Origin of the sequence: Cobetia sp. 14N.309.X.WAT.E.A4 (assembly GCF_030397495.1) — a bacterium.
In the GTDB taxonomy this organism is placed as follows: Bacteria; Pseudomonadota; Gammaproteobacteria; order Pseudomonadales; family Halomonadaceae; genus Cobetia; species Cobetia marina.
Genome location: NZ_JAPNXT010000006.1, coordinates 223753 through 243933 on the forward strand (window position 1 = coordinate 223753; position 20181 = coordinate 243933).

15 protein-coding genes and 1 other RNA gene are annotated in these 20181 nt (G+C 64.1%); 2 read left to right on the plus strand and 14 right to left on the minus strand.

The window, feature by feature from the left end; genetic code table 11:
• Positions 1-69 precede the first annotated feature (69 nt).
• A complete protein-coding gene (gene msrA / locus OW493_RS10530; protein ID WP_141392648.1) occupies positions 70-747 on the plus strand; it encodes a peptide-methionine (S)-S-oxide reductase MsrA in 678 nt (225 codons plus the stop codon).
• A gap of 96 nt (positions 748-843) precedes the next feature.
• Here the strand turns inward: msrA and OW493_RS10535 are convergent, their stop codons facing one another.
• Positions 844-2184: an MFS transporter gene (locus OW493_RS10535; RefSeq protein WP_289864072.1), complete on the minus strand. Its 1341-nt coding sequence runs from the start codon at positions 2182-2184 to the stop codon at positions 844-846.
• Between the two features lie 264 nt (positions 2185-2448).
• Between OW493_RS10535 and OW493_RS10540 the strand changes: the two genes are divergently transcribed.
• Complete coding sequence (locus OW493_RS10540) at positions 2449-3366, plus strand: LysR family transcriptional regulator (protein WP_289864073.1); 918 nt, start codon at positions 2449-2451, stop codon at positions 3364-3366.
• A 94-nt stretch (positions 3367-3460) separates the two neighbouring features.
• Here OW493_RS10540 and OW493_RS10545 read toward each other — a convergent pair whose 3' ends face one another.
• The 13 genes from OW493_RS10545 to OW493_RS10605 all read right to left on the minus strand — a co-directional run bounded on the left by OW493_RS10545 (position 3461) and on the right by OW493_RS10605 (position 20053).
• On the minus strand, positions 3461-3976 hold the full coding sequence (locus OW493_RS10545) for an NlpC/P60 family protein (RefSeq protein ID WP_289864075.1): 516 nt from the start codon (positions 3974-3976) through the stop codon (positions 3461-3463).
• A 354-nt stretch (positions 3977-4330) separates the two neighbouring features.
• Positions 4331-6961 (minus strand): YbeU/YbeR family protein, encoded by a 2631-nt coding sequence (locus OW493_RS10550; RefSeq protein WP_289864076.1) that lies wholly within the window; start codon positions 6959-6961, stop codon positions 4331-4333.
• 282 nt (positions 6962-7243) lie between these two features.
• The gene (locus OW493_RS10555) at positions 7244-10321 is read right to left on the minus strand and encodes an efflux RND transporter permease subunit (protein WP_084207966.1); all 3078 of its coding nucleotides are present in this window, start codon (positions 10319-10321) and stop codon (positions 7244-7246) included.
• Positions 10322-10324: 3 nt separating this feature from the next.
• Positions 10325-11533: an efflux RND transporter periplasmic adaptor subunit gene (locus OW493_RS10560; protein WP_289864078.1), complete on the minus strand. Its 1209-nt coding sequence runs from the start codon at positions 11531-11533 to the stop codon at positions 10325-10327.
• An 80-nt stretch (positions 11534-11613) separates the two neighbouring features.
• Positions 11614-12252: a TetR/AcrR family transcriptional regulator gene (locus OW493_RS10565; protein WP_289864079.1), complete on the minus strand. Its 639-nt coding sequence runs from the start codon at positions 12250-12252 to the stop codon at positions 11614-11616.
• Between the two features lie 281 nt (positions 12253-12533).
• Positions 12534-13013: a YcgN family cysteine cluster protein gene (locus tag OW493_RS10570; RefSeq protein ID WP_077375429.1), complete on the minus strand. Its 480-nt coding sequence runs from the start codon at positions 13011-13013 to the stop codon at positions 12534-12536.
• A gap of 67 nt (positions 13014-13080) precedes the next feature.
• Positions 13081-13377 (minus strand): YcgL domain-containing protein, encoded by a 297-nt coding sequence (locus tag OW493_RS10575; RefSeq protein WP_077375431.1) that lies wholly within the window; start codon positions 13375-13377, stop codon positions 13081-13083.
• Positions 13378-13501: 124 nt separating this feature from the next.
• The gene (gene rnd, locus OW493_RS10580; protein ID WP_289864081.1) at positions 13502-14689 is read right to left on the minus strand and encodes a ribonuclease D; all 1188 of its coding nucleotides are present in this window, start codon (positions 14687-14689) and stop codon (positions 13502-13504) included.
• 207 nt (positions 14690-14896) lie between these two features.
• Positions 14897-15523 (minus strand): recombination mediator RecR, encoded by a 627-nt coding sequence (gene recR / locus OW493_RS10585; RefSeq protein WP_077375437.1) that lies wholly within the window; start codon positions 15521-15523, stop codon positions 14897-14899.
• On the minus strand, positions 15523-15855 hold the full coding sequence (locus OW493_RS10590; protein ID WP_077375440.1) for a YbaB/EbfC family nucleoid-associated protein: 333 nt from the start codon (positions 15853-15855) through the stop codon (positions 15523-15525). The genes recR and OW493_RS10590 overlap by 1 nt, the downstream gene beginning before the upstream one ends.
• 156 nt (positions 15856-16011) lie before the next feature.
• Positions 16012-18270 carry a DNA polymerase III subunit gamma/tau gene (gene dnaX / locus OW493_RS10595; protein ID WP_289864085.1) on the minus strand — a complete coding sequence of 753 codons (2259 nt, stop codon included), beginning with the start codon at positions 18268-18270 and terminating at the stop codon, positions 16012-16014.
• A 495-nt stretch (positions 18271-18765) separates the two neighbouring features.
• Positions 18766-18862, minus strand: an RNA gene (gene ffs / locus OW493_RS10600) — signal recognition particle sRNA small type.
• A gap of 129 nt (positions 18863-18991) precedes the next feature.
• Complete coding sequence (locus OW493_RS10605; protein ID WP_289864087.1) at positions 18992-20053, minus strand: AbrB family transcriptional regulator; 1062 nt, start codon at positions 20051-20053, stop codon at positions 18992-18994.
• Between the last annotated feature and the right edge of the window lie 128 nt (positions 20054-20181).

Sequence of the window (20181 nt, forward strand, 5' to 3'; positions counted from 1 at the left end):
GCGGCCCATCGAGACATGGAGATTTCCGTGTTCTCACCTCGAAGGAACGACGCCTTTCCCGGAGACACCATGACCCGATACACGCGATTCCCCTCCTCTGCGCTCAAACGTCTCACACCGCTTGCCAGCCTACTTGGCGGTCTGCTGATTGCCGGCCACGCCAATGCCTTTGACCCGGAACAGGCGCCCAGAGGCGTCGCCGAGGGTGTCACTCAAGGCCAGGAGGTCGCCATCTTCGCCGGTGGCTGCTTCTGGTGCATGGAAGGCCCCTTCGACAAGCTTGACGGCGTGATCTCGACGACGTCCGGCTACACGGCAGGCGAGACGGACAATCCCACCTATAAGCAGGTCTCGGCCGGCAGGACGGGCCATACGGAGGCGGTCAAGGTGGTCTATGACCCTGAAAAGGTCAGCTATGACACCCTGCTGGAGGTCTTCTGGCACAACATCGACCCGGTCGCGGTGGATCGTCAGTTCTGCGATGCCGGCACCCAATACCGCAGTGGCATCTATCCGGTGGATGAAGCACAGCAAGACGCCGCCCAGGCGAGCCTCGACGACTTGAAGGACAGATTCCCCGAAGGCATCGCCACCGAGATCGAGGCAGCGGGCCCCTGGTATGCCGCCGAGCAATATCACCAGGACTTCTACCAGAAGAACCCGGTGCGCTATCGCTTCTATCGCGCGGGGTGTGGCCGTGATGACCGTCTTGAGGAAATCTGGGGAGATGACGCCCCGGCGCACTGAGTCTCACCGTCGAGTCGCCTCGCCTGCCACTGACACGCAAACGGCTCGCCAGATGGCGAGCCGTTTGCGTGTCAGGCAAGAATCTCACGGTGGATATCAATGCTGCGGCGTGGCCCGTCGCCAGCACAGCATCGCCAACCCCAGGGTGACAAGCAGAACGCTGACGCCACCCACCACCACCCCTGGCCACCCTGCCTGCTGCCAGAAGGGCTCCAGCCAGAAGCCGCCCAGGCTCGCCCCGAGATAGTAAGCCGTCAGGTAGAGCGCGCTGGCGCTGGCCCGCGCCCCTTCGGCATTGCGCCCGACCCAGGCCGACGCGGTGGCATGTGCCAGGAAGAAGCCGAAGGCATTCAGGCTCAGGCCGGCCAGCATGCCGATCAACGAATGGCTCAGCGTGACCAGAGTGCCGAGAATCAAGAGCGCGGTGCCCAGCATCATGGTCAGTGCCTGGCCGCAGCGTTGCGCACCATCCTGCTCCTCCTGTCGCTGCGCTCCCTGCGCGAGTGACTGCCCCCGCCCGGCGGCCAGACGCTGTGCCAGCCGGCCGGACTGCGAGGCACCGAAGGTGCCTGCCAGATAGGTCAGAAACAGCAATCCCAACCACTGACTCCCCAGTGACCAGGGGGCCGCGCTCAGGCGAAAGGTCATGTAGCTGTAGAGATTCACGAAGATGAAGAAGTTGAGTCCACCGAGCAGAAACACCGGCCACAGCCGTGGATTGCGCAGATGGCGCCCCAGCCCTGCCAGCATGCTGGCCGGATGGAAGGGCTGTGCCACGAAGCGTCGCTGACGCGGCAGCAACTGCCACAGCGCCGCCAGCAGCAACAGGCTGATACCGCCAATCACCGCGAAACTCATCTGCCAGCCCCAGTGCTCAGCCACGAAACCTCCAGCGACCCGCCCACTGATGCCGCCGAGCGAATTGGCACTGATATAGAGCCCCACCGCAGCCATCAACGCCGGCTGTTCCATCTCATCGCTCATGTAGGCGACCGCGACCGCCGGCAAGCCCCCGAGCAGAAAGCCCTGCACCGCACGTACTGCCAACAGCGACCAGAAACCTTCAGCCAGCAAGGCAAGTCCCGAGCAGGCCACCCCCCCGGCCAATGTCCAGAGCAGCAGACGTCGCCGTCCCAGCGCATCCGATAGCGGGCCGAAGACCAGCAACGCCAGTGCCAGCGTGAGGGTGGTCACCGACAACGACAGACTCGCCTGCAGCGAGCTCAGGCCAAGGTCGGTCGCCAGCAGCGGTAACATCGGCTGCACCACATAGAGATTGATGAAGACGACGAAGGAGCCCAGACACAACGCCTGGGTCATGCGTCGCCAATCACGGCCGTGCGCCTTGAGAGGAGACGGCAGTACTGGCTGCCCGGCAGTGTCGTGATGCCCCGAGTCGGATGGGGCGGTGGAAGACGCACTCAGCGATGAAGCCATCAGGTACCTGCAGTCAATCATGGGGATGGCGTGAGTCTGCGCCCTCGAACACCATCAGTAAAATAGCTAGACATGATGCCAGCCATCAGCAAAAGTGATACCCATGAGCCTGACCCACCGGCCTGCAGGCCTCACGCCGTCAGACCGCCTGCGCATGGTGAATGACGTCCAGGGACTGGACGGCGTGATGGCCGCAAGGGACGCCGGTCAGGGTCGGGGACAAGGGAGATGGATGAGGATGGCATCAGACATGAAGAGCGCGACATGAAACTGCCCTTCGATCTGCGGGCACTGGAGATCTTCGTGAGTGTCACGGAGCGCGGCAGCTTCACCGCCGCCGCCATGGCGCTGCAACTGGCCCAGTCGGCCGTCAGTCAGTCGATCGCCAACCTGGAGACCCGGCTGGGCCAGCCGCTGCTGATACGTGGCACCAAGGGCGTGAGTCTGACACCCGCCGGTGAGACATTGCTCATGCATGCACGCTCTCTGCTGCAACAGGCGCAGCGAGCGGCCCTGGCCATGGCCGAACTGGATGGCCTGGTCAAAGGTGAGGTACGCATCGGCGTGTCCTCGATGCTGGGGTCCTACTATTTCCCGCCCCTGTTGATGGCCTTCAAGGCGCGCCACCCCGATATCACCTTGAGCGTGATCGAGGGCGGCACCCTGAGTCTTCGCAAGATGATCGACAATGGCGAGCTGGATCTGGGCGTCATCGTCGAGGAACACCCCGGCAGCGCCACCAGCGGGCTGGTCAGCCAGCACTTCCTGCGCGAAGAGATGGTGGTCTGCCTGCCCAACGACCACCCGCTGGCGACACGGGAGCACATCAGTCTCGAAGCGTTCTTCGCTGAAGAGCTGGTCGTCTTCAAGCGCGGTTATTTCCATCGCGATTTCATCGAACGTCTGGCAAGCCAGCACGGTCTGATTCCCAGTATCGCCTTCGAATCCAACCTGATCGCGCTCAACAAGGCGATCGTGTCACGCGGCTTCGGTATCACCACCTTCCTCAAGCGCGTGGTGGAGGATGACCGTGAGGAAAACAACCTCACCGCCATCTCCTTCAGTGAACCCGCCTGGCTGGACCTGTCGCTGGCCTGGCGACGTGAGCGTGGACTGTCGCGGGCCGAACAGGCCTTCGTCGACTTCGTGATCGAACATTCCGTGGTACGCGAAAGCCCATGAGGCGGGCTGCCGGACATGGCGGGGCTCGAGAATTCGCCGGCCGAAAACGACAACACCCGGCCAGGGCCGGGTGTTGTCCATCATGCGAGTGTCGTCATTGACTGCGCATGGCCAGTTTCATCTGCATGGCCTCGTGGGGCATGGGCCGCCGCGACTGCCAGTAGTGCTGCGACCAGTAGACATTGTCCAGCCGCGACAGCTTCACGCCACGTGACGTGGAGGCATGCAGGAAATAGCCGTTGCCCACATACACGCCCACATGGTTGTAACGACGTGAGGGGCGGAAGAACACCAGATCCCCCGGCTTCAACTGCGACTTGTCGATACGCTTGCCCCGCTTGACCTGATCACGGGTGGTACGTGGCAGTTCGATCCCGAAACCGTCACTGAACACATGCTGCATCAGCGCGGAACAATCGATGCCCCGTGCGTTGGTGCCACCCAGGCGATAGGGCGTTCCCGCCCAGCGATCATGCTCTTCCAGCAACACTTCCCGGATACTGGGACCCGATGCCAGCTGCGGCTCTGCCGGGCCCTGCGGTTGGCCGGCCTGCTGACGGTAACGCTTGAGCTTGGGCAATTCCGGCAGATCGACATCGTAATAGGCCATGTCACTCGGAGGCTGTGAATGGCTGGCACACCCCGCCACACCTAGCGGCAACAGTAAAAGACAACACAATAACGTGTGACGCATCCAACATTCCTCGTCGTGGGCCCGGTGCCATGAGACAAAACGTGATCAGCACTTGCGGACGGCGATAACAGGTGATGCATGACAAGACAGAAAGCCGGCAGGAATCCCGTCATCACGAGATGCCTGCATGCCTGAAACGTGAATCAACAGGATCAACGGCATGCCCTGAGACCTGTGACGCAATTGAATGCCGTTCGCAGCAGGGTAGTGCATATTGCCGCAATCCGTATGCCATCGCCTCACAAGATAGACTAAAGCATCAGAAAATACTCAATGCAGCAGACGAGCATCGCCGCTCAGGGTATCCAGATGCAGCGCCGGCCAATGCCCCGGACGCGCGCCCGGGAAATCCAGACTGGCCCAGGGTCCGGCCAATGGCGGCGCCGCCGTCAGCCACTGGATCAATACATCACGGAAGCCGCGCAGGAAGCTGTCACGCTGATCGGTATCGCCCATGAAGAAGGCATAGCCGGCGAACAACCCGCGCGCATATTCCTTCCAGCTGCCGTAGTGTGCTCGCGCCATCGCATGGGCGCTGTCCAGATAGGCAGTGAAGGTGGCCGCATCCAGCCATCCCAGCTGACGGCCGGCAATCGCCAGATCCACCAGCTGCGCGATGTCCCAGGCTGCCATGTCCAGCTCATTGCAGCGGGCCTCATTGTCACGCACACGGCGCAGGCGATCGAGGTGCACCTGCTCATCCTCGCCGCGTTCACCGCTCTCGAGCACATCGATCTCGTTGTCCAGACGCGCACGATTGAGGGTATAGGGGCCGTAATTGATCTGATATTCGTCCCGATCCCCGGCATCACGCAGGAAATCGAGGAAGCCGATCAGCATCTCGGCGTTGGCCAGACCATAATGACCTTCCAGCCAGCCGGTCAGTTCCTCGACTCCCCGGCCATGCTCGACCATCGGCTCGCCCCAGCAGGGCGAATTGAGCGGGCCACTGAGTGCCAGCGCCGTGAAACGATCCAGACTGGGGCGCTCGCCGGGCTCCTGCCAGTCACTGGCGCGCCAGTCGAGCCAGTGGAACAGGCTGCCGGGGTCCTCGAGATGCCAGCGGATCTCGTTGACCAGCGGGTGGTCCTCAAGTTCCGGGACCGCGGATTCCCATACCGCCCAGGCTTCCAGCAGGCGGACGGCGTCCGGATAGAAGCGGCACAGTGCGCTGCGCAGGCGCTCGGCACACTGCGCCAGCTCACCGGCATCGAAATCGCGGCTGTCCTGCACCATCAGCAGATAGAACGCGTACTTCTCCGCCATCACGATGCTGGCAGGATGACGATGACAGACTGCCAGCCGCTGTCGCCGTTCCAGCTCGGCGGTATCGGCGCGACCGAAGGGTGTCTGAGGATCAGGCAGCCCACCCCGTGCGGCATCGGCCGCCAGCTGATTGAGGTGATGGGCCTGCGCCGGCAGCCAGAAACGCGCCATGCCGGCCACGCCATCGCGGGTATCCAGGGCCAGCGTCTCGTTGAGGTACTGACGCGCCTCTTCACGCCGCGCGTCCGCCACATCCGCAGGCAGCCCCTGACGATAGAGCAGGTCCGGCTCTCGAATGCTGGCAATGGCCAGCACCCAGTGGCGGCTGTCACTGCGCCATTGACGCATGGCGGTGCGTGAGCGATCCCGGATGGCCTCCGGCAGCAACGCGTGCAGCTCGCAGCGCAGCGGCGTCACCGGTGAGGCCATCAATGGCCGCCAGTCACTGTCGGTGGAGCCGGTGAGATCCGCCCCCTCGAACAGGCTGCGTCCGCGTTGATAAGCGCGCGCCACGCCCTGCCAATCCGCGTAGCGACGCACCAGCAGGTCGATACCATGCGCGGCGAAGTCCTCGCCCTCCTCACGACTCAACCAGCCGGCACATAGACCGGCAAAGGCCAGATCCACCAGCCGCAGCCAGTCCCAGGCGGCAAATTCCAGTGGCTCACCACGATCCAGATACTGGAGCAGCAGCTCCCCGTAGGCCACGGGCGACGGGCCCTGTTCGAGACCCGCAGCGGCCGCCAGCTCCGCACTGGCCGCCGCATGTGCCGGGGTGCCGGCGAGCCCCTGAGCCTTGCGCTCGGCCTCCTCGGAGGCGGCGTCAGACTCCAGCTCGTCGAGCCACTTGTCACGCTCATCCTGACTGGCCGACAGCATGCGCGCGCTGTCGATGTCCCAGCCGTAGCGATGCCCTTGCGAGGCCAGCCACAACAGCAGACGGATCAATTCGTCACGAGTGCGGATCGCCCAGGTATCACGCAGCCAGCGTTGCACGTCGGGCCAGTGACCCTGCGCATCAAAACCGCTGTCACTCGCCTCGCAGAGGCCGTCATCCGTCGACGTCAGTGCCGTCCCGCCGACCCAGGGTGCAAAGATGGCGCGCGCCATCCACACCCGGTCACGCTCACCCTGCGGCCACAGCTCGGTGGCGGGTACCGGCTGACGGCCTTCCAGCGCCTCCAGCAGACGCGGCCAGGTGACGCCCGCCTCTTCCTGCTCCAGCCGGGACAGCGCGAGACTGGCCTCGAAGAAGCCGTCATCGCCGCGTGTCCAGCCAGCATCGCTGCGCGAATGCGCCAGCGCCTTGAGCCAGTCATCCAGCGAGGTGAAACGTGATGCGATGGCCATGAGCAATCGCACCAGCCAGGCACGCGTGCGCGCCTCGGACAGCCAGCCAGCCGTCCGCGCCAACGCCAGCAGCTCCAGCGCTTCCAGCTGACGCAGCGAGTCGGGCATGTCACTGGGGAACGCTTCCAGCAAGCGCCAGCCCAGCTCGCCGGCATCCGGCACTTCCAGCGCCTTGAGGCGCGCACGCGCCTCCTCGGATGTCCACACCGCTTCGGGTGTCGCACTGAAACGCCAACCGCACAACACCAGCTGCTGCCCCCACCAGGCACTCAGGGGTTCGACCAAGGCACACCTCACGACTCGACAGGTTTTGATGACGACGGGCCAGCAGCGGACCCTAAACACACCACTGGCGGCGCATAGTGTAACGGAAAGGCGCTGTTGGCGATGCCCCCATGCGGGATCGACTGCATCGCGATGACGCGTGAGAACACCGCTGACTCGCCAACGGCAGTGCGCCCGACGACAGGCGCTGTCATCGGGCGCACGGCATGCCTCAGTGCTTGCCATCAGTGCTTGGCATCACGGCATGGCGCCTTCCCGGGAGGATGGCCATGGGGGACGTGACTACGCCGCCTCGTGCTTGCCTGCCGGAATACGGAACAGTGCACAGTAGGCCACCGGCAGCACGACCAGCGTCAGCAGCGTCGCGACGCCCAGACCGAAGACGATCGCCACCGCCATGCTCGAGAAGAAGGCATCCGAGAACAGCGGAATCATGCCCAGCATGGTCGTGATCGCCGCCATCGAGACCGGCCGCACGCGGCTGACCGCCGCCAGCATCACCGCCTGGAAGCGGTCCTCCTGTTCGGTCAGCTGCACGTTGATCTCCTCCACCAGCACGATGGCGTTCTTGAGCACCATGCCGACCAGGCTCAGGGTGCCCAGTAGTGCCATGAAGGTGAACGGCGCCCCGAACACGATCAACCCGCTGACGATACCGATCAGCGTCAGCGGCACGATGGACCAGATGGCCAGCGCCTGGCGCAGGTTGGAGAACAGCAGCACCGTGATCACGAACATCCCCAACAGCCCCATCGGCAGCGAGGAGAACAGCGCCTTCTGCGCATCGGTGGACGTCTCGTATTCACCGCCCCACTCCAGATGATATCCCTCCGGCAGCTCGATGGCCTCGACCTTGGGTCGGATGCGACTCAATACACTGGCGGCCGTTTCGCCGGACAGTGGCATCGGCTCCGCATAGACCGCCAGCATGCGTTCGCGATTGCGCCGCTTGATCAGGGGATCACGCAGTTCGGCCTTGAGCGGGCCCATCACCGCTCCCGCCGGCACATAGGTTTCCTGTTCGTCGCTCCAGACGTTGAGACTGGCCAGGGTGTCGAGATCAAAGCGCTGACGCTCCTCACCGCGCAGCAGGATCGGGATCAGTTCGGAGCCCTCGCGATAGACGCCGACGCTCTCGCCATCACTGTTGATCAGCAATGCCTCATGCAATGCATCCCGCGTCACGCCGACACGCCGCGCCTGATCATCCAGGAACTCGGGTTCGATGCGATTGACGCGATTGCGCCACGACAGGCGAATGCTGTCTGCCAGCGGCTCCTGCTCGAAGACGTCACGCACTTCGGCGGCCAGCTGGCGCAGTACCGCCGGGTCCTCGCCGTAGAGGCGCGCCTCGAGACTGGCCTTGGCGGACGGGCCGACCTGCAAGGCCTGCACCTTGTATTCCACCTGCGGATATTCGGCGCGCAACAGGCGTATCACCTCCTCCATGCGCGCTTCGCGGCTGTCGCGGTCCTCGGTCTCGACGATCAGCTGACCGAAGCTCGCGTAGCTGTCTTCCGGCGAGTAGGTCAGGGTGAAGCGCTGGGCACCGCCCCCGGTCACGCTGGTGACATGATTGACGCGCTCCATCTTCAGCACCTGCTGCTCCAGACGCGAGACATGCCGTTCGGTCTCCAGCACATCGGTGCCTTCCGGCATCCAGACATCGACGAAGAACAGCGGTGTCGAGGCATCCGGGAAGAAGGCATTCTTGATCTGGCCAAAGCTCATCACGGCCACGACCAGCAGTGCCAGCGCCCCACCCAGGGTCAGCCAGCGCAGACGGATCGCCCAGCCCAGCAGGGTACGGAAGCCACGGAAGATCACGCCCCGGTAAGGGTCTTCATGCTCGGCGCCATCCTTGTCGTTGCCCGATGTCTCACGCGCTTCGCGGAAGAACATGTCGAAGAAGAACGGGGTCAGCGTCAGGGCGGTGATCCAGCTCAACAGCAACGAGTAACACAGCACCCAGAACAGCGAGCCGACGAATTCCCCGGTCGCATCCGGCGACAGACCGATGGGCGCGAAGGCGGTGATCGCGATCACCGTGGCCCCCAGCAGCGGCAGGCGATTCTGGTTGACCACCTCGAAGGCAGCCTGACGCTTGGTCTTGCCACGCTTGAGGCCGATCAGCATGCCTTCCGTGACCACGATGGCGTTGTCCACCAGCATGCCCAGCGCGATGATCAGCGCGCCCAGCGAGATCTTCTGCAGCTCGATGCCATGGATCGACATCATCACGAAGGTGCCGAGGATGGTGATCAGCAGCACCAGCCCCATCAGCACCCCGCTCTTGACGCCCATGAACAGCAGCAGCACCAGGATCACGATACCGACGGCCTCGGCCAGATTGAGCAGGAAGCCGGAGACCGCCTCATCCACCACCTGCGGCTGGTGATAGACGGTGGTCAGCTCCATGCCCAACGGCATGCGCGATTCAAGCTCCCCCAGACGCTGGTCGACTCGCTCGCCGACCTCCACCACATTGACGCCGGAGGCAAACGAGATCCCCAGCGACAGAGCGGTCTCGCCATCGGTGTGATAGAGACGTGACGGCGATTCGGTGTACTCGCGGCTGACGGAGGCGATATCCCCGAGACGGATCAGGCCGCCATTGCCGGGGCGACCGACCACGAGGCGCTCCAGATCCTGCACGCTCTGGAACTCCCCACCCGGCTGCAATTCCAGCGACAGGCCGTTCTGACGGATACGACCGGCATTGCCGACCACGTTCTGGGCATTGAGCAGATTGGAGAGCTGGTCCGGCGAGATGTTCAGCGCCTGCATGCGATCACGGTCCAGCGCCACGATCACCTGCTCGCTGCGCGCGCCGACGATGGAGACCTTCTTCACGCCCTCCACCAGCGTCAGTTCGCGTTGCAGGAAATCGGCCTGATCCTCGAGATCATGCGCCGAGTAGCCCTCGCCACTCAGGTTGTAGAGCAGGCCGAACACGTCCCCGAAGTCATCATTGACCACCGAGGAGGAGCTGCCGGGTGGCAGGCTCGACTGGGCATCATTGATCTTGCGCCGCAACAGATCCCAGTACTGCTGCATCTCGCCTGCGCGCACGCTGCTCTCGAGTTCCAGCGTGATCTGCGAAAGGCCTGAACTGTTGACCGAACTGACACGCTTGAGATTGGGAATCTGCTGGATGGCCTTCTCCAGCGGCAGCGTGACCTCCTCCTCCACCTGCTTGGGGGTGGCGCCCGGGTATTGGGTGATCACCACCGCATTGCGGATGGTGAACTCGGGAAACTCCAGCTGGCCAAGATTGAAGAATGACACCACGCCGCCCACCGACAGCAACAGCGTGACCATCCAGCTGATAACCTTGTGTCTCAGGAAGTAATCGACCATGGATCAGAGCCCCGCTTCCTTGACCCAGGGGCGCACAGGCTCCCCGGCTTGCATGCGGCTGGCACCCGCGGTCACCAGACGATCACCGGCATTCAACTCCCCCGTGATCACCAGCCCCTCCCCCGTGGCCTGAAGCACCTCGACGGGCACGGCTTCCACCGTCCCCTGCCCTGCCTTGCCCTCGTCCTCGACGTCCGGTGACGTCTCGGTGGCAGCTGAGCCGTCTTCCACATAACGCCACACCACGGCCTGCTGCGGGTCGGCATCGCGCATCACCACCGCTCCCACCGGCACACGCCATTGCCCCCCGGTGGCCCCCGTCAGCTGCTGCATGTCCAGCTCGACCGTCGCGCTCATGCCGGACAGCACGGTGATGTCCTGAGGCTCCGGCAGGGTCAGGGTGACCTGATAGCTCAGCGAGCCCTCACTGGCGCTGGTGTCATGCTCCTTGTAGCGCGCCGGATAGCGCTGTTCACCGCGCCCGAAGCGTACCCAGGCCAGCGCTGCATCCTCCTGACGCCCGGCCATGGCACGCTCACGGTCGATGGCGCGCACCTGGCGTTCCGGCAGATTGAAGGTCACGTCGATCTGACCGGGCTGCTGGAGCACCGCGATGGTTTCCTGCGCCGTGACCACCTGATAGTTGTCCACCGGCACTCGGGCGATCACCCCGTCATAGGGGGCTTTCAGTTCGGTATAGCTGAGCTGGTCCTGCGCCTGGGAGTACTGGGCCTGTGCCGACTGGAATTCCGCCTGCGCCTCATCGAAGCGGGCACGGCTGATGGCGCCCTTCTCCACCGAGTACTTCATGCGCTTGTAGGTCGCCTGGGCGAGATTGAAGCTGGAACGGGCGTTGTTGAGCTGACTGCGGGCATCACGATCATCCAGCTGCGCGATCAGCTCACCCTGCGTGACCTCCTGGCCGGCCTGCACGTTGAGCTCACGCAGCTCACCGCCGATCCGGAACGAGAGATTGGAACGCTCGGAGGCCTCGACCACGCCGGGATAGCGCTGAATGACACCGCCCCCCTCATCCGACAATGACAGCAACTTGACCGGATGCACCTTCTGCTTCTTCAGCGGCGCCTCGGCCTCGCTGCAGGCCGAAAGCCCGAGGGCCAGCAGCAGACCGGCAAACAGCTGCAGGGCAAGGCCTCCGCGCCAGGCGGCGGGAGTACGCAGGTGTGGCTTGGCACCAGGTCGAAGTTTCATCAGCAGGCCCTTGAGTCATTGGAATGGAAAAGCACAAAACGAAGATCTGTCATCTGTCCGGCAATGCGTACGGCCATGGCTCACGGCGCTGGATGACGAAGCGCTATCGCGTCCCAGGCCATCTCGAAGGCCTGGTCGAAGCATGCATCACTGATGGCCGGCACCTGACAGCCCGAGCCCTGCAGCAGGCTGTAGATCGAACGAAACATGAACACCTCGATGAGAGCGATGTCGATCTGTTTCAGAATGCCGGTCCGCTGGCCCTGCGCGAAGGCTTCCAGCAGGGGCGCGGCCCGCTCCTGGTTGGCCACCTTCAAGGCGTCCCGCATATGCGAGGAGTGAAGAAACTGATCATGAAAGCGGAACAAGGCGGGCTGGCGGCGCCCCAGCATCACCAGGGCGTGCCACACCCGACACAGCGCTGACTTGAGCTGCCAGGCCGCGGGGGACATCGCGGGCGATGTGCCCCGTGATACCTGCGCGTCCGGCTCGGCCTCGAAGGCATCAAGCGCCACCTCGATGATGCGGCGGCTGACCTCGCTGAAGGTGGCCTCCAGCAAGTCGTCCTTGTCGCGATAGTAAAGATAGAGCGTTCCGGGGGACATGCCGGCAGCACGCGCGATGCGTGCCACGGAGGTCACGGCAAAACCATGCTCGGCCACCTCATGCAGAGTGGCTTCCAGCAGCGCCTGCTGCTTGTATTCATCACGATGGCGCATGGCCTGTCTGCCTCTGGATCTGCTCAGGATGAGAATCCACACAAAATAAATGAACGTTCATTTATTTACAACCAGCCATTGCGCCAGCCGGCCCCCGCCTTGCCATGCAGACGGCGGCTCTGACGCAGACACCACCAGGCCCCACCTGCCTCAGACCAGGCAAGGAAAAACGGACAAGGAAAAACAGGCAAAGAAAAACAGGCAAAGAAAAAGCGCAGCTCAAGGAGCTGCGCTTGCACGATCAAGACGGGCAGACAGGGAGACGCGAAAACGTCAGCGCCTCAGCTCTCCGGGTCGATGATCGCGATGATATGGTCTTCCAGATCCTGCTGGCGCACCGAGGCCTCGGAGACGGCGAAGCGTGACACCGCGACACCGGCACGCTTGACGCTTCTGGCATCCCCGGTCAGCAGCGGATGCCATTCTGGCAGCTCACGGCCTTCATTCAGGCGGCGATAACCACAGGTTTCCGGCAGCCAGCGCAGCTTGCCTACCGTCTCGACATCCAGCGGGATGCAGCCCGGCACGCGTGTGGCGCGATTGGGGTAATCACGGCAGCTGACCTTGCGCACATCCAGCAGGCGACAGGCGACATCCAGTACCGCGATGTCGCCACTGTCTTCATCCTCGAATTTCAGCAGGCAGCATTGGCCACAGCCATCACACAGTGCCTCCCACTCGGCCGTGTTCAGCTCCGAAAGCGCATGTCGCTCCCAGAAACGCTCACGTTTTCCGCCGTCAGGTTGCGGAACATCACTCATCTTGCTCTCCTCGCCCTGCCGGGCAGCAGGGTCGGTCCAGTCGGTCTCGTCTGACGACGGGCAGTCGTCAGTAGTGCGTTTCCGGCGGCGTCACGCCAATCTCCTTGAGGAGATTTTCCTTGACCGGCGGCATCTGCAGGTAGAAGCCCTGCTCCCGGATCTTCTCCAGCACCGTGGTACTGGCCACACGCGCCAGCGGCTTGTCGGCACGGATCAACAGCGTCATCAACGGCGCAGGCCTGCCGAAGATCTCCAGCAGGGACTCCGGCACATCCTTGAGACCTCGCGTCTTCTCGACGTACAGATACATCTCGTCCTTGCGGGCGCTCTTGTAGATCTCGCAGATCATCTTGTCATCAGTCATCGGGACCACCCATCACGTCATCTTGCAGCGCATGCGCGCATCAGCGTGCGCACGGGACACGAGCGCACGACGTCTCACATTGGTTACGTGATCGCCCCCGGCCATGCCGGAGGCAATCCTTGACTCATTCCGGCTGGAACGCCTTGGCGAGGCGCTCGGCCAGCAGCGCGCCGCGCCAGCCACCCGGCAACGGCAGCGGCTCACCTTCGTAGTCGGCGATCACCAGCGCTTCCATGTCGCGACGCTTGCCGAGAATCTCCGGCTTGAGGTCCTGGGCCTCGGCGACCGCGTTGACCTCACGCTTGAGGCGCTTCATGCGCGCCTTCCATTCCGGCGCCAACGGCGACGGCGGCACGCGCGGCAACTGGCTGTCATCGATCATCGCCACGTCCTTGAGAATTTCCAGCACGCTGTCGCCGATGCGCTTGATCTGCGGCGGGTGGAGCCCCTCGACCTTGGCCAGCTCGAAACGATTGACCGGCAGACGCTCGCAGATGGCGAACAGCTGGGCATCCGCCAGCAGGCGCGAGCGCGGCACGTCACGCAGACGAATCTGGGCCTCACGCCACTCGCACAGGGACTGCCAGGCGGCCAGCCCACGCGGCGTGAGCTTCCACAGGCTGCGATGGCGCTTCCAGTACTCCGGGTCCGGCGTGGCACCCCCGCTGCTGCCCGGGGCACTGCAGTCCTCTTCCAGCCAGGCCATGCGACCCAGCTGATTCAGGACCTCACGCTGCTGTGCCCAGACCTGCGGCAGGAACAGCACGTCCAGAGCGGCATAGTCACACTGCGCCTGACTCAGCGGACGCTTGAGCCAGTTGGAGCGCGTCTCTTCCTTGGGCACCGTGATGCCGGCCACACGTTCGACCAGACGCTGATAACCCATGGAGGCCTCGCCACCCGTGAGCCCTTCGGCGATCTGGGTATCGATCAGCGGTGCCGGCGCCACGCCCGCCCAGCGCAGGAAGACTTCCATGTCCTCGCCGCAGGCATGCAGCAGCTTGAGCGGCCCCTCAGGACCCAGCAGACGCTTGAGCGCGTCACTGGCCGGCACCACCGTGGGGTCGATCAGGAAGATGCGCGGCGTCTTGCCATCCGCACCGGGCAGCTCACCATCGCGGGCCGCCATCAGCTGCACCAGTGCCGGAATCGGGAAGAAGGTGGACTCACGGATGAACTCGGTGTCCAGCGCCAACCAGTCGGCGCCCTCAAGTTCGGCACAGGCAGCGGCCAGCGCTTCGGGGGTCTCGACCCAGATGGCGTCGAAGTCTAGCTCTGACAGCAGTGCGGTGGCGGCGGATTGATCACTCATCTGCAAGAATATCTCATGGTGACTGGCTTGCCCGGGCAAGCGATAAATGAAGGGTGACGGGCACTCGCCAGACACCGGGCGGAAACGACGGCGGGCGTGGTGGTTCCTGACCACCACGCCCGCAGACGTGCTGCTGTTGTTGCCTTTCGGACGCTCCGCGTCAAGGACATGCCGCTGGCGAAACGCGATCGGGCGAACCCGACACGTTCAGATCTCGCCGAGGGTAAAGGGCAATCGGCCGCTGAAGGCACGACTCAGCGTACCACCATCGACATATTCCAGCTCGCCACCCATCGGCACGCCATAGGCCAGCCGTGTCAGCTTGAGGGGCTGCCCGCCATGCGCCACATCGCGAAGCTGCTCGGCGATGTAGTGCGCGGTGGCTTCACCCTCGACCGTCGGGTTGGTGGCCAGCACCAGCTCTTCGATCTGACTCTCGCGCACACGGGTTTCCAGCGCATCCAGACCGATGTCCTCAGGCCCGATGCCGTCCAGCGGTGACAGGTGGCCATGCAGCACGAAGTAACGTCCCACGTAGCCACCCGCCCCTTCGATGGCAAGCTGGTCCGCGGGGGACTCCACCACGCACAGCACTCGCTCATCACGCCGAGGACTCAGGCACAGCTGACAGATCTCTTCTTCCGTCAGCGTCCGGCAGCGCGCGCAATAGCCGACACGCTCCAGCGCCTCGCCGAGTACACCGACCAGCCGGTCGGCCCCCATGCGATCACGCTCCAGCAGATGCAGCGCCATGCGCTGTGCGGTACGCGGACCGACGCCCGGCAGCACGCGCAGGGCATCCAGCAGCTGATCGACCAGCGGCGAGAATCCCATCAGAACGGCATCTTGAAGCCGGCCGGAAGGTTGAGACCCGCAGTCGCCTCTTCCATCTGCTTCTTGGAATTGACCTCGACCTTGCGCACCGCGTCGTTGACGGCAGCGGCCAGCAGGTCTTCCAGCAGTTCCTTGTCCTCTTCCATCAGGCTCGGGTCGACCTCGACGCGCGAGACGTCATGGCGCCCGTTCATGGTGATCTTGACCATGCCGGCACCGGCTTCTCCCTGGACTTCGGCCTTGGCCGCTTCTTCCTGGACCTTCTGCATGCGCTCCTGCATTTCCTGCGCCTGCTTCATGATGTTGCCCATACCGCCTTTTCCACCAAACATGGCTCACCTCATCAATGACGTGTTGTACATGAACTAACGATAAATGCTGTCTGCCAGCCGCGCCATCTGGCATGGCTGGCGTGGGGGCACATGCCCGCAAGCACGTCCCCCCGGAATCCGGGAGCGTCACCGGTCGCGGTGACCGATGACGCTCGATCAGAAATTGTCCGGCTCGAAGGAGTTGACGCTTTCCTCGATCAAGCGCGCGCCCAATTGCTGCTCCAATGACTGGATATGCGGGTCAGCACGCAAGGCTTCAACCGCCCGCAGCTGACGCTCACCCAGCAGTCGAATGCGTCGGCTGTGAGGTGTCTCGAGACCCTCCGGCAGCGGGCCGACATTGATCTCGAGTTCCCGCACCACGCCCTGCCCTGCCAGCGCCTTGTGAATGCGCTCCCGGTGGACATCCGCCATCATCGCGGACTGGGCAGGGTCCAGCCTCAGCTTGAGGTGCGTGCCATCATCGTGCTCGACCAGACAGTGCGCACCGATGTTGCGTGTGATGCCGCCAAGCCCCAGCGCCGGGAATAGCTCCAGCCACGCCGCGTGATTCAAGCGGCCATCACCACTCGGCGCATCGGATGGCGCAGGCGCTGATGCCTGAACCGGCGCGGGAGCCGCTGCCGGCATCGGTTCCGCTGCCTCGACAGGCTTGGGCATGACCGGCTCAGACACGACCGGCGCAGCAGGCTCTGGTTGTGCTGGCGCTGACAATTCAGCAGACGTCGGCGCTGCTGTTTCAGCAGGCTCCGGTACTGATGCTTCAGCGGGTTCCGGTTCCGGCTCCGGTTTCGGCTCCGGTTTCGGCTCCGGTTCCGGTTCCGGTTGCGCCGAACCAAAGGCGGCGCTCAGGCGTGACATCGCCGAGCTGGGCGCAGCGGCTGCCAGTGCGGGCGCAGCCACCGGCTCCGACGCTTGCGCACCCGTGGCAGACATCGCCGGGGCTGGCTCGGCAGCCGGCGCTGACCCTGTCGCGGCCGATGTCTGGGGCTCATCTTGTGTCAGGTCGCGAAAGCCGGCATCCCGGGCGTCATGGGGAACGTCCTCCGTCGCCCAGGGGGGCGGCTCATCGGCCATCGGCGGCCGTGCTTCAGTCACCGGTGCGGCAGACTGCGCCGCGGCGGGAGCCACAGAGGCAGCCGGGGCCTGCTGTACCGGTGCTTCTTGAACAGGAGCCTGCTGAGCCGGAGCTTGTTGAACAGGAGCCTGTTGAGCCGGAGCCTGCGGCGCGGACGCCTGTGGTGCCGGGGCTTGAGCGGCGCCCTCCGGCTGGCCGGTCATCGGCAGCGGCGTCTGCGCCGGACGCGGCGTCTGCGCCGGACGCGGCACGCCCTGCGGGCGGAAGGCCAGCATGCGCAGCAACGTCATCTCCAGCGCGGTGCGGGCATCCGGCGCATTGGCCATGTCGGCGCGCCCCTGCAGGGCGATCTGGTAATAGAGCTGCACGTCTTCGCCAGTGAAGCGGCTGGCCAGCGCCAGCAGTGCATCACGGTCACCATGGCCGTTGTCCAGCGCGCTCGGCACCATCTGGGCGATCGCCAGGCGATGGAAGACGGAGGCCATGTCATCCAGCACACCGCCGTAATCCGGGCCCTGCTCGGCCAGCGTCGCGACCTCCGCCAGCAGACTCGCGGCGTTCAAATCCGCCAGACATTCCAGCAGCGCCAGCACATGACGGTGATCCAGGGTGCCCAGCATGGCGGCGACATCTTCGCGCCGCACCTGTCCATGGCCGAAGGCGATCGCCTGGTCGGTCAGACTCATGGCGTCACGCATCGAGCCATCGGCGGCCTTGCCGAGCAACCACAGCGCGTCTTCCTCGAAGCTGACTTCCTCACGCCCGAGAATGTCGGTGAGGTGCTCGACCACGCGGACCGGCGGCATGTTCTTGAGCGTGAACTGCAGACAGCGCGACAGGATGGTGACCGGCAGCTTCTGCGGGTCGGTGGTCGCGAGCAGGAATTTCACGTGGGGCGGCGGCTCTTCCAGCGTCTTGAGCAGCGCATTGAAACTATGGGTCGACAGCATGTGCACCTCATCGATGAGGTACACCTTGTAGCGTCCCTGGGTCGGGGCGTACTGGACGTTGTCCAAAAGCTCACGCGTGTCCTCGACCTTGGTCCGCGAGGCGGCGTCGACTTCGATCAGGTCGACGAAGCGCCCCTCGTCGATCTCGCGACAGGTGCCACACACGCCGCAGGGTCTGGAGCTGACACCCTCCTCGCAGTTCAGACACTTGGCGAGAATGCGCGCCAGCGTCGTCTTGCCGACACCGCGAGTCCCGGTGAACAGATAGGCATGGTGCAGGCGCCCCTGATCGAGGGCATTGACCAGCGCACGGCTGACATGCTCCTGACCGATCAGTTCGTGAAAATTGCGCGGGCGCCACTTGCGCGCCAATACCTGATAGCTCATTGAGCGAGGCATTCCTTGGGTGATCTGAAACATGAGCGGAAAGCCTGCACGACCCGGATAAGCGTCACCACCGACAGTCGACAGACGGAGACCGATGACGCGGCCTCGCTGAGAATGCGCTCATTCTAGCGACTTGCCGAGTGGCTTCAAAGCACGTAACCACTTGTGCAACGGGATTGCTGTCTCCAGGCCCGCATGACGGGCCCGACGGCGGAACATGACAGTCGAACATGATGATCAAGCATGAGGATCGCACACGGGTGTTGGTCATAGATGCCGAACGCGAGTGTTGAACATAAGCGCCGAACGCGGGTGCTGGACGCGGATATTGAACATAAGCGCCGAACAGGGAAGCCAAAGGCACAAGACGGACACGACAAGACGCCCGACAGGGCATGGCAACATACGAAGGAGTCGATCAGGGGACTTGCGGGGGGAACACGTAGACGTGGCATTTCAGGCATGCGGATCTTTGCTGCCCTGAAATGGAGGCGGCCCCATCAGCCACATCCCGGCACACGCGTCAGCCACTACCGTTGCTCCCTTCCGGGCCTGGCGGGGTTTGCAGCCTAGCATTGCGGGAGGACCAACAGGGCCACCACAGACATGATCAATCGGTGAACTACCGAGCCAATCGCTTGAACTTCAAGCACTTGGCGTGATCAAGGCGCACACTATAACAGCGTGTTGCCGCCCTCACAAGAGGAGATGTCGCAGCGCCTCACTCCCCCTTCCTCTCATCGCACGCCTCGCCGTCAGGTACCGGCGCACGCCTCCGGAAATGGCGCACCATCAGCGGTAGCGCCAGCATCAGTACGATCATGCGCAGAAGGTGATGAAAGGCGACGAAGACGGGATCGAGATCCAGCGCCACCGCCAGCAGTGCCATCTCGCCGATACCGCCCGGTGCCAGTGCCAGAAAGGCCACATCGCGCGGCACGCCCATTGCCTGATGGATCACTTCGGCGAAGCCACCCAGTACCGCAAGCGCGATCAGTGTCGCGACCCCCGATTGCCCCATCAGCCCCGCCAGTCTGGCGGGCGACAGCCCCTTGAAACGTGCCCCGATGGCGCAGCCCAGCACCAGCTGCATCACATCCGTCCCCCATATCGGGGGCGCAAAGCGCACCACCTCGGCCAATGACAACGCCATCGCCACCAGCAATGGCCCCAGCAACGCGGCATTCGGCAAGCGCAGGCGCCTGCCCAGAGGCAACAGCAATGGCAGCGTCAGTACCAGCCACAGCCCGCTCACCGGCGGGTCGCCTGCCCCGTCCGCTCCACCGCCACCCTCCAGCAGCCAGTAGAGCGGCGGCAGGATGAGTATCGCCAGCAGCACGCGCAGCGACTGGGCCACCGCGATACGCTGGGCATCGCCGCCACTGCGCTCCCCGATGATCACCATCGCCGTCAGCACCCCGGGCACCGAGGCGAACCAGGCACTGGTGGCATCGAAGCCGCAGCGTCGATACCAGGCGGCACAGGCCAGTGTCGAGGCCAGCACGCCGAGCAACAGCAATGTCCCCGACAGCCACCAGCTGGCAAGGTGCGAGACCAGCTCCGGCGACACTCGCGCTCCCAACGTCAGACCCAGCACCCCGAGAAACAGGCTGCGCAATCGCTCCGGCACGGCGAGTGTCAGCCCGGCCATGGCACCGAGCAGATTGGCGACCAACGGCCCCAGCATCCACGCCAGCGGCATGCCGGTCAGCTGGAAGAGGCTGCCTCCCGCCACGCCCAGCGCCAGCGAGACCGCCAGCGATTTCCACTGATCGTTATCCACGGATGGAGTCCTGAAGCGCTGTCTGACAGCGCGCGCGAACGAGATGAGTGACATTCCGACATCCTTGCCAGCGGCACGAGAGGGGCCTGCGATGGTACGCTAGCCACATGGCTTGTTGCCCTGATGAT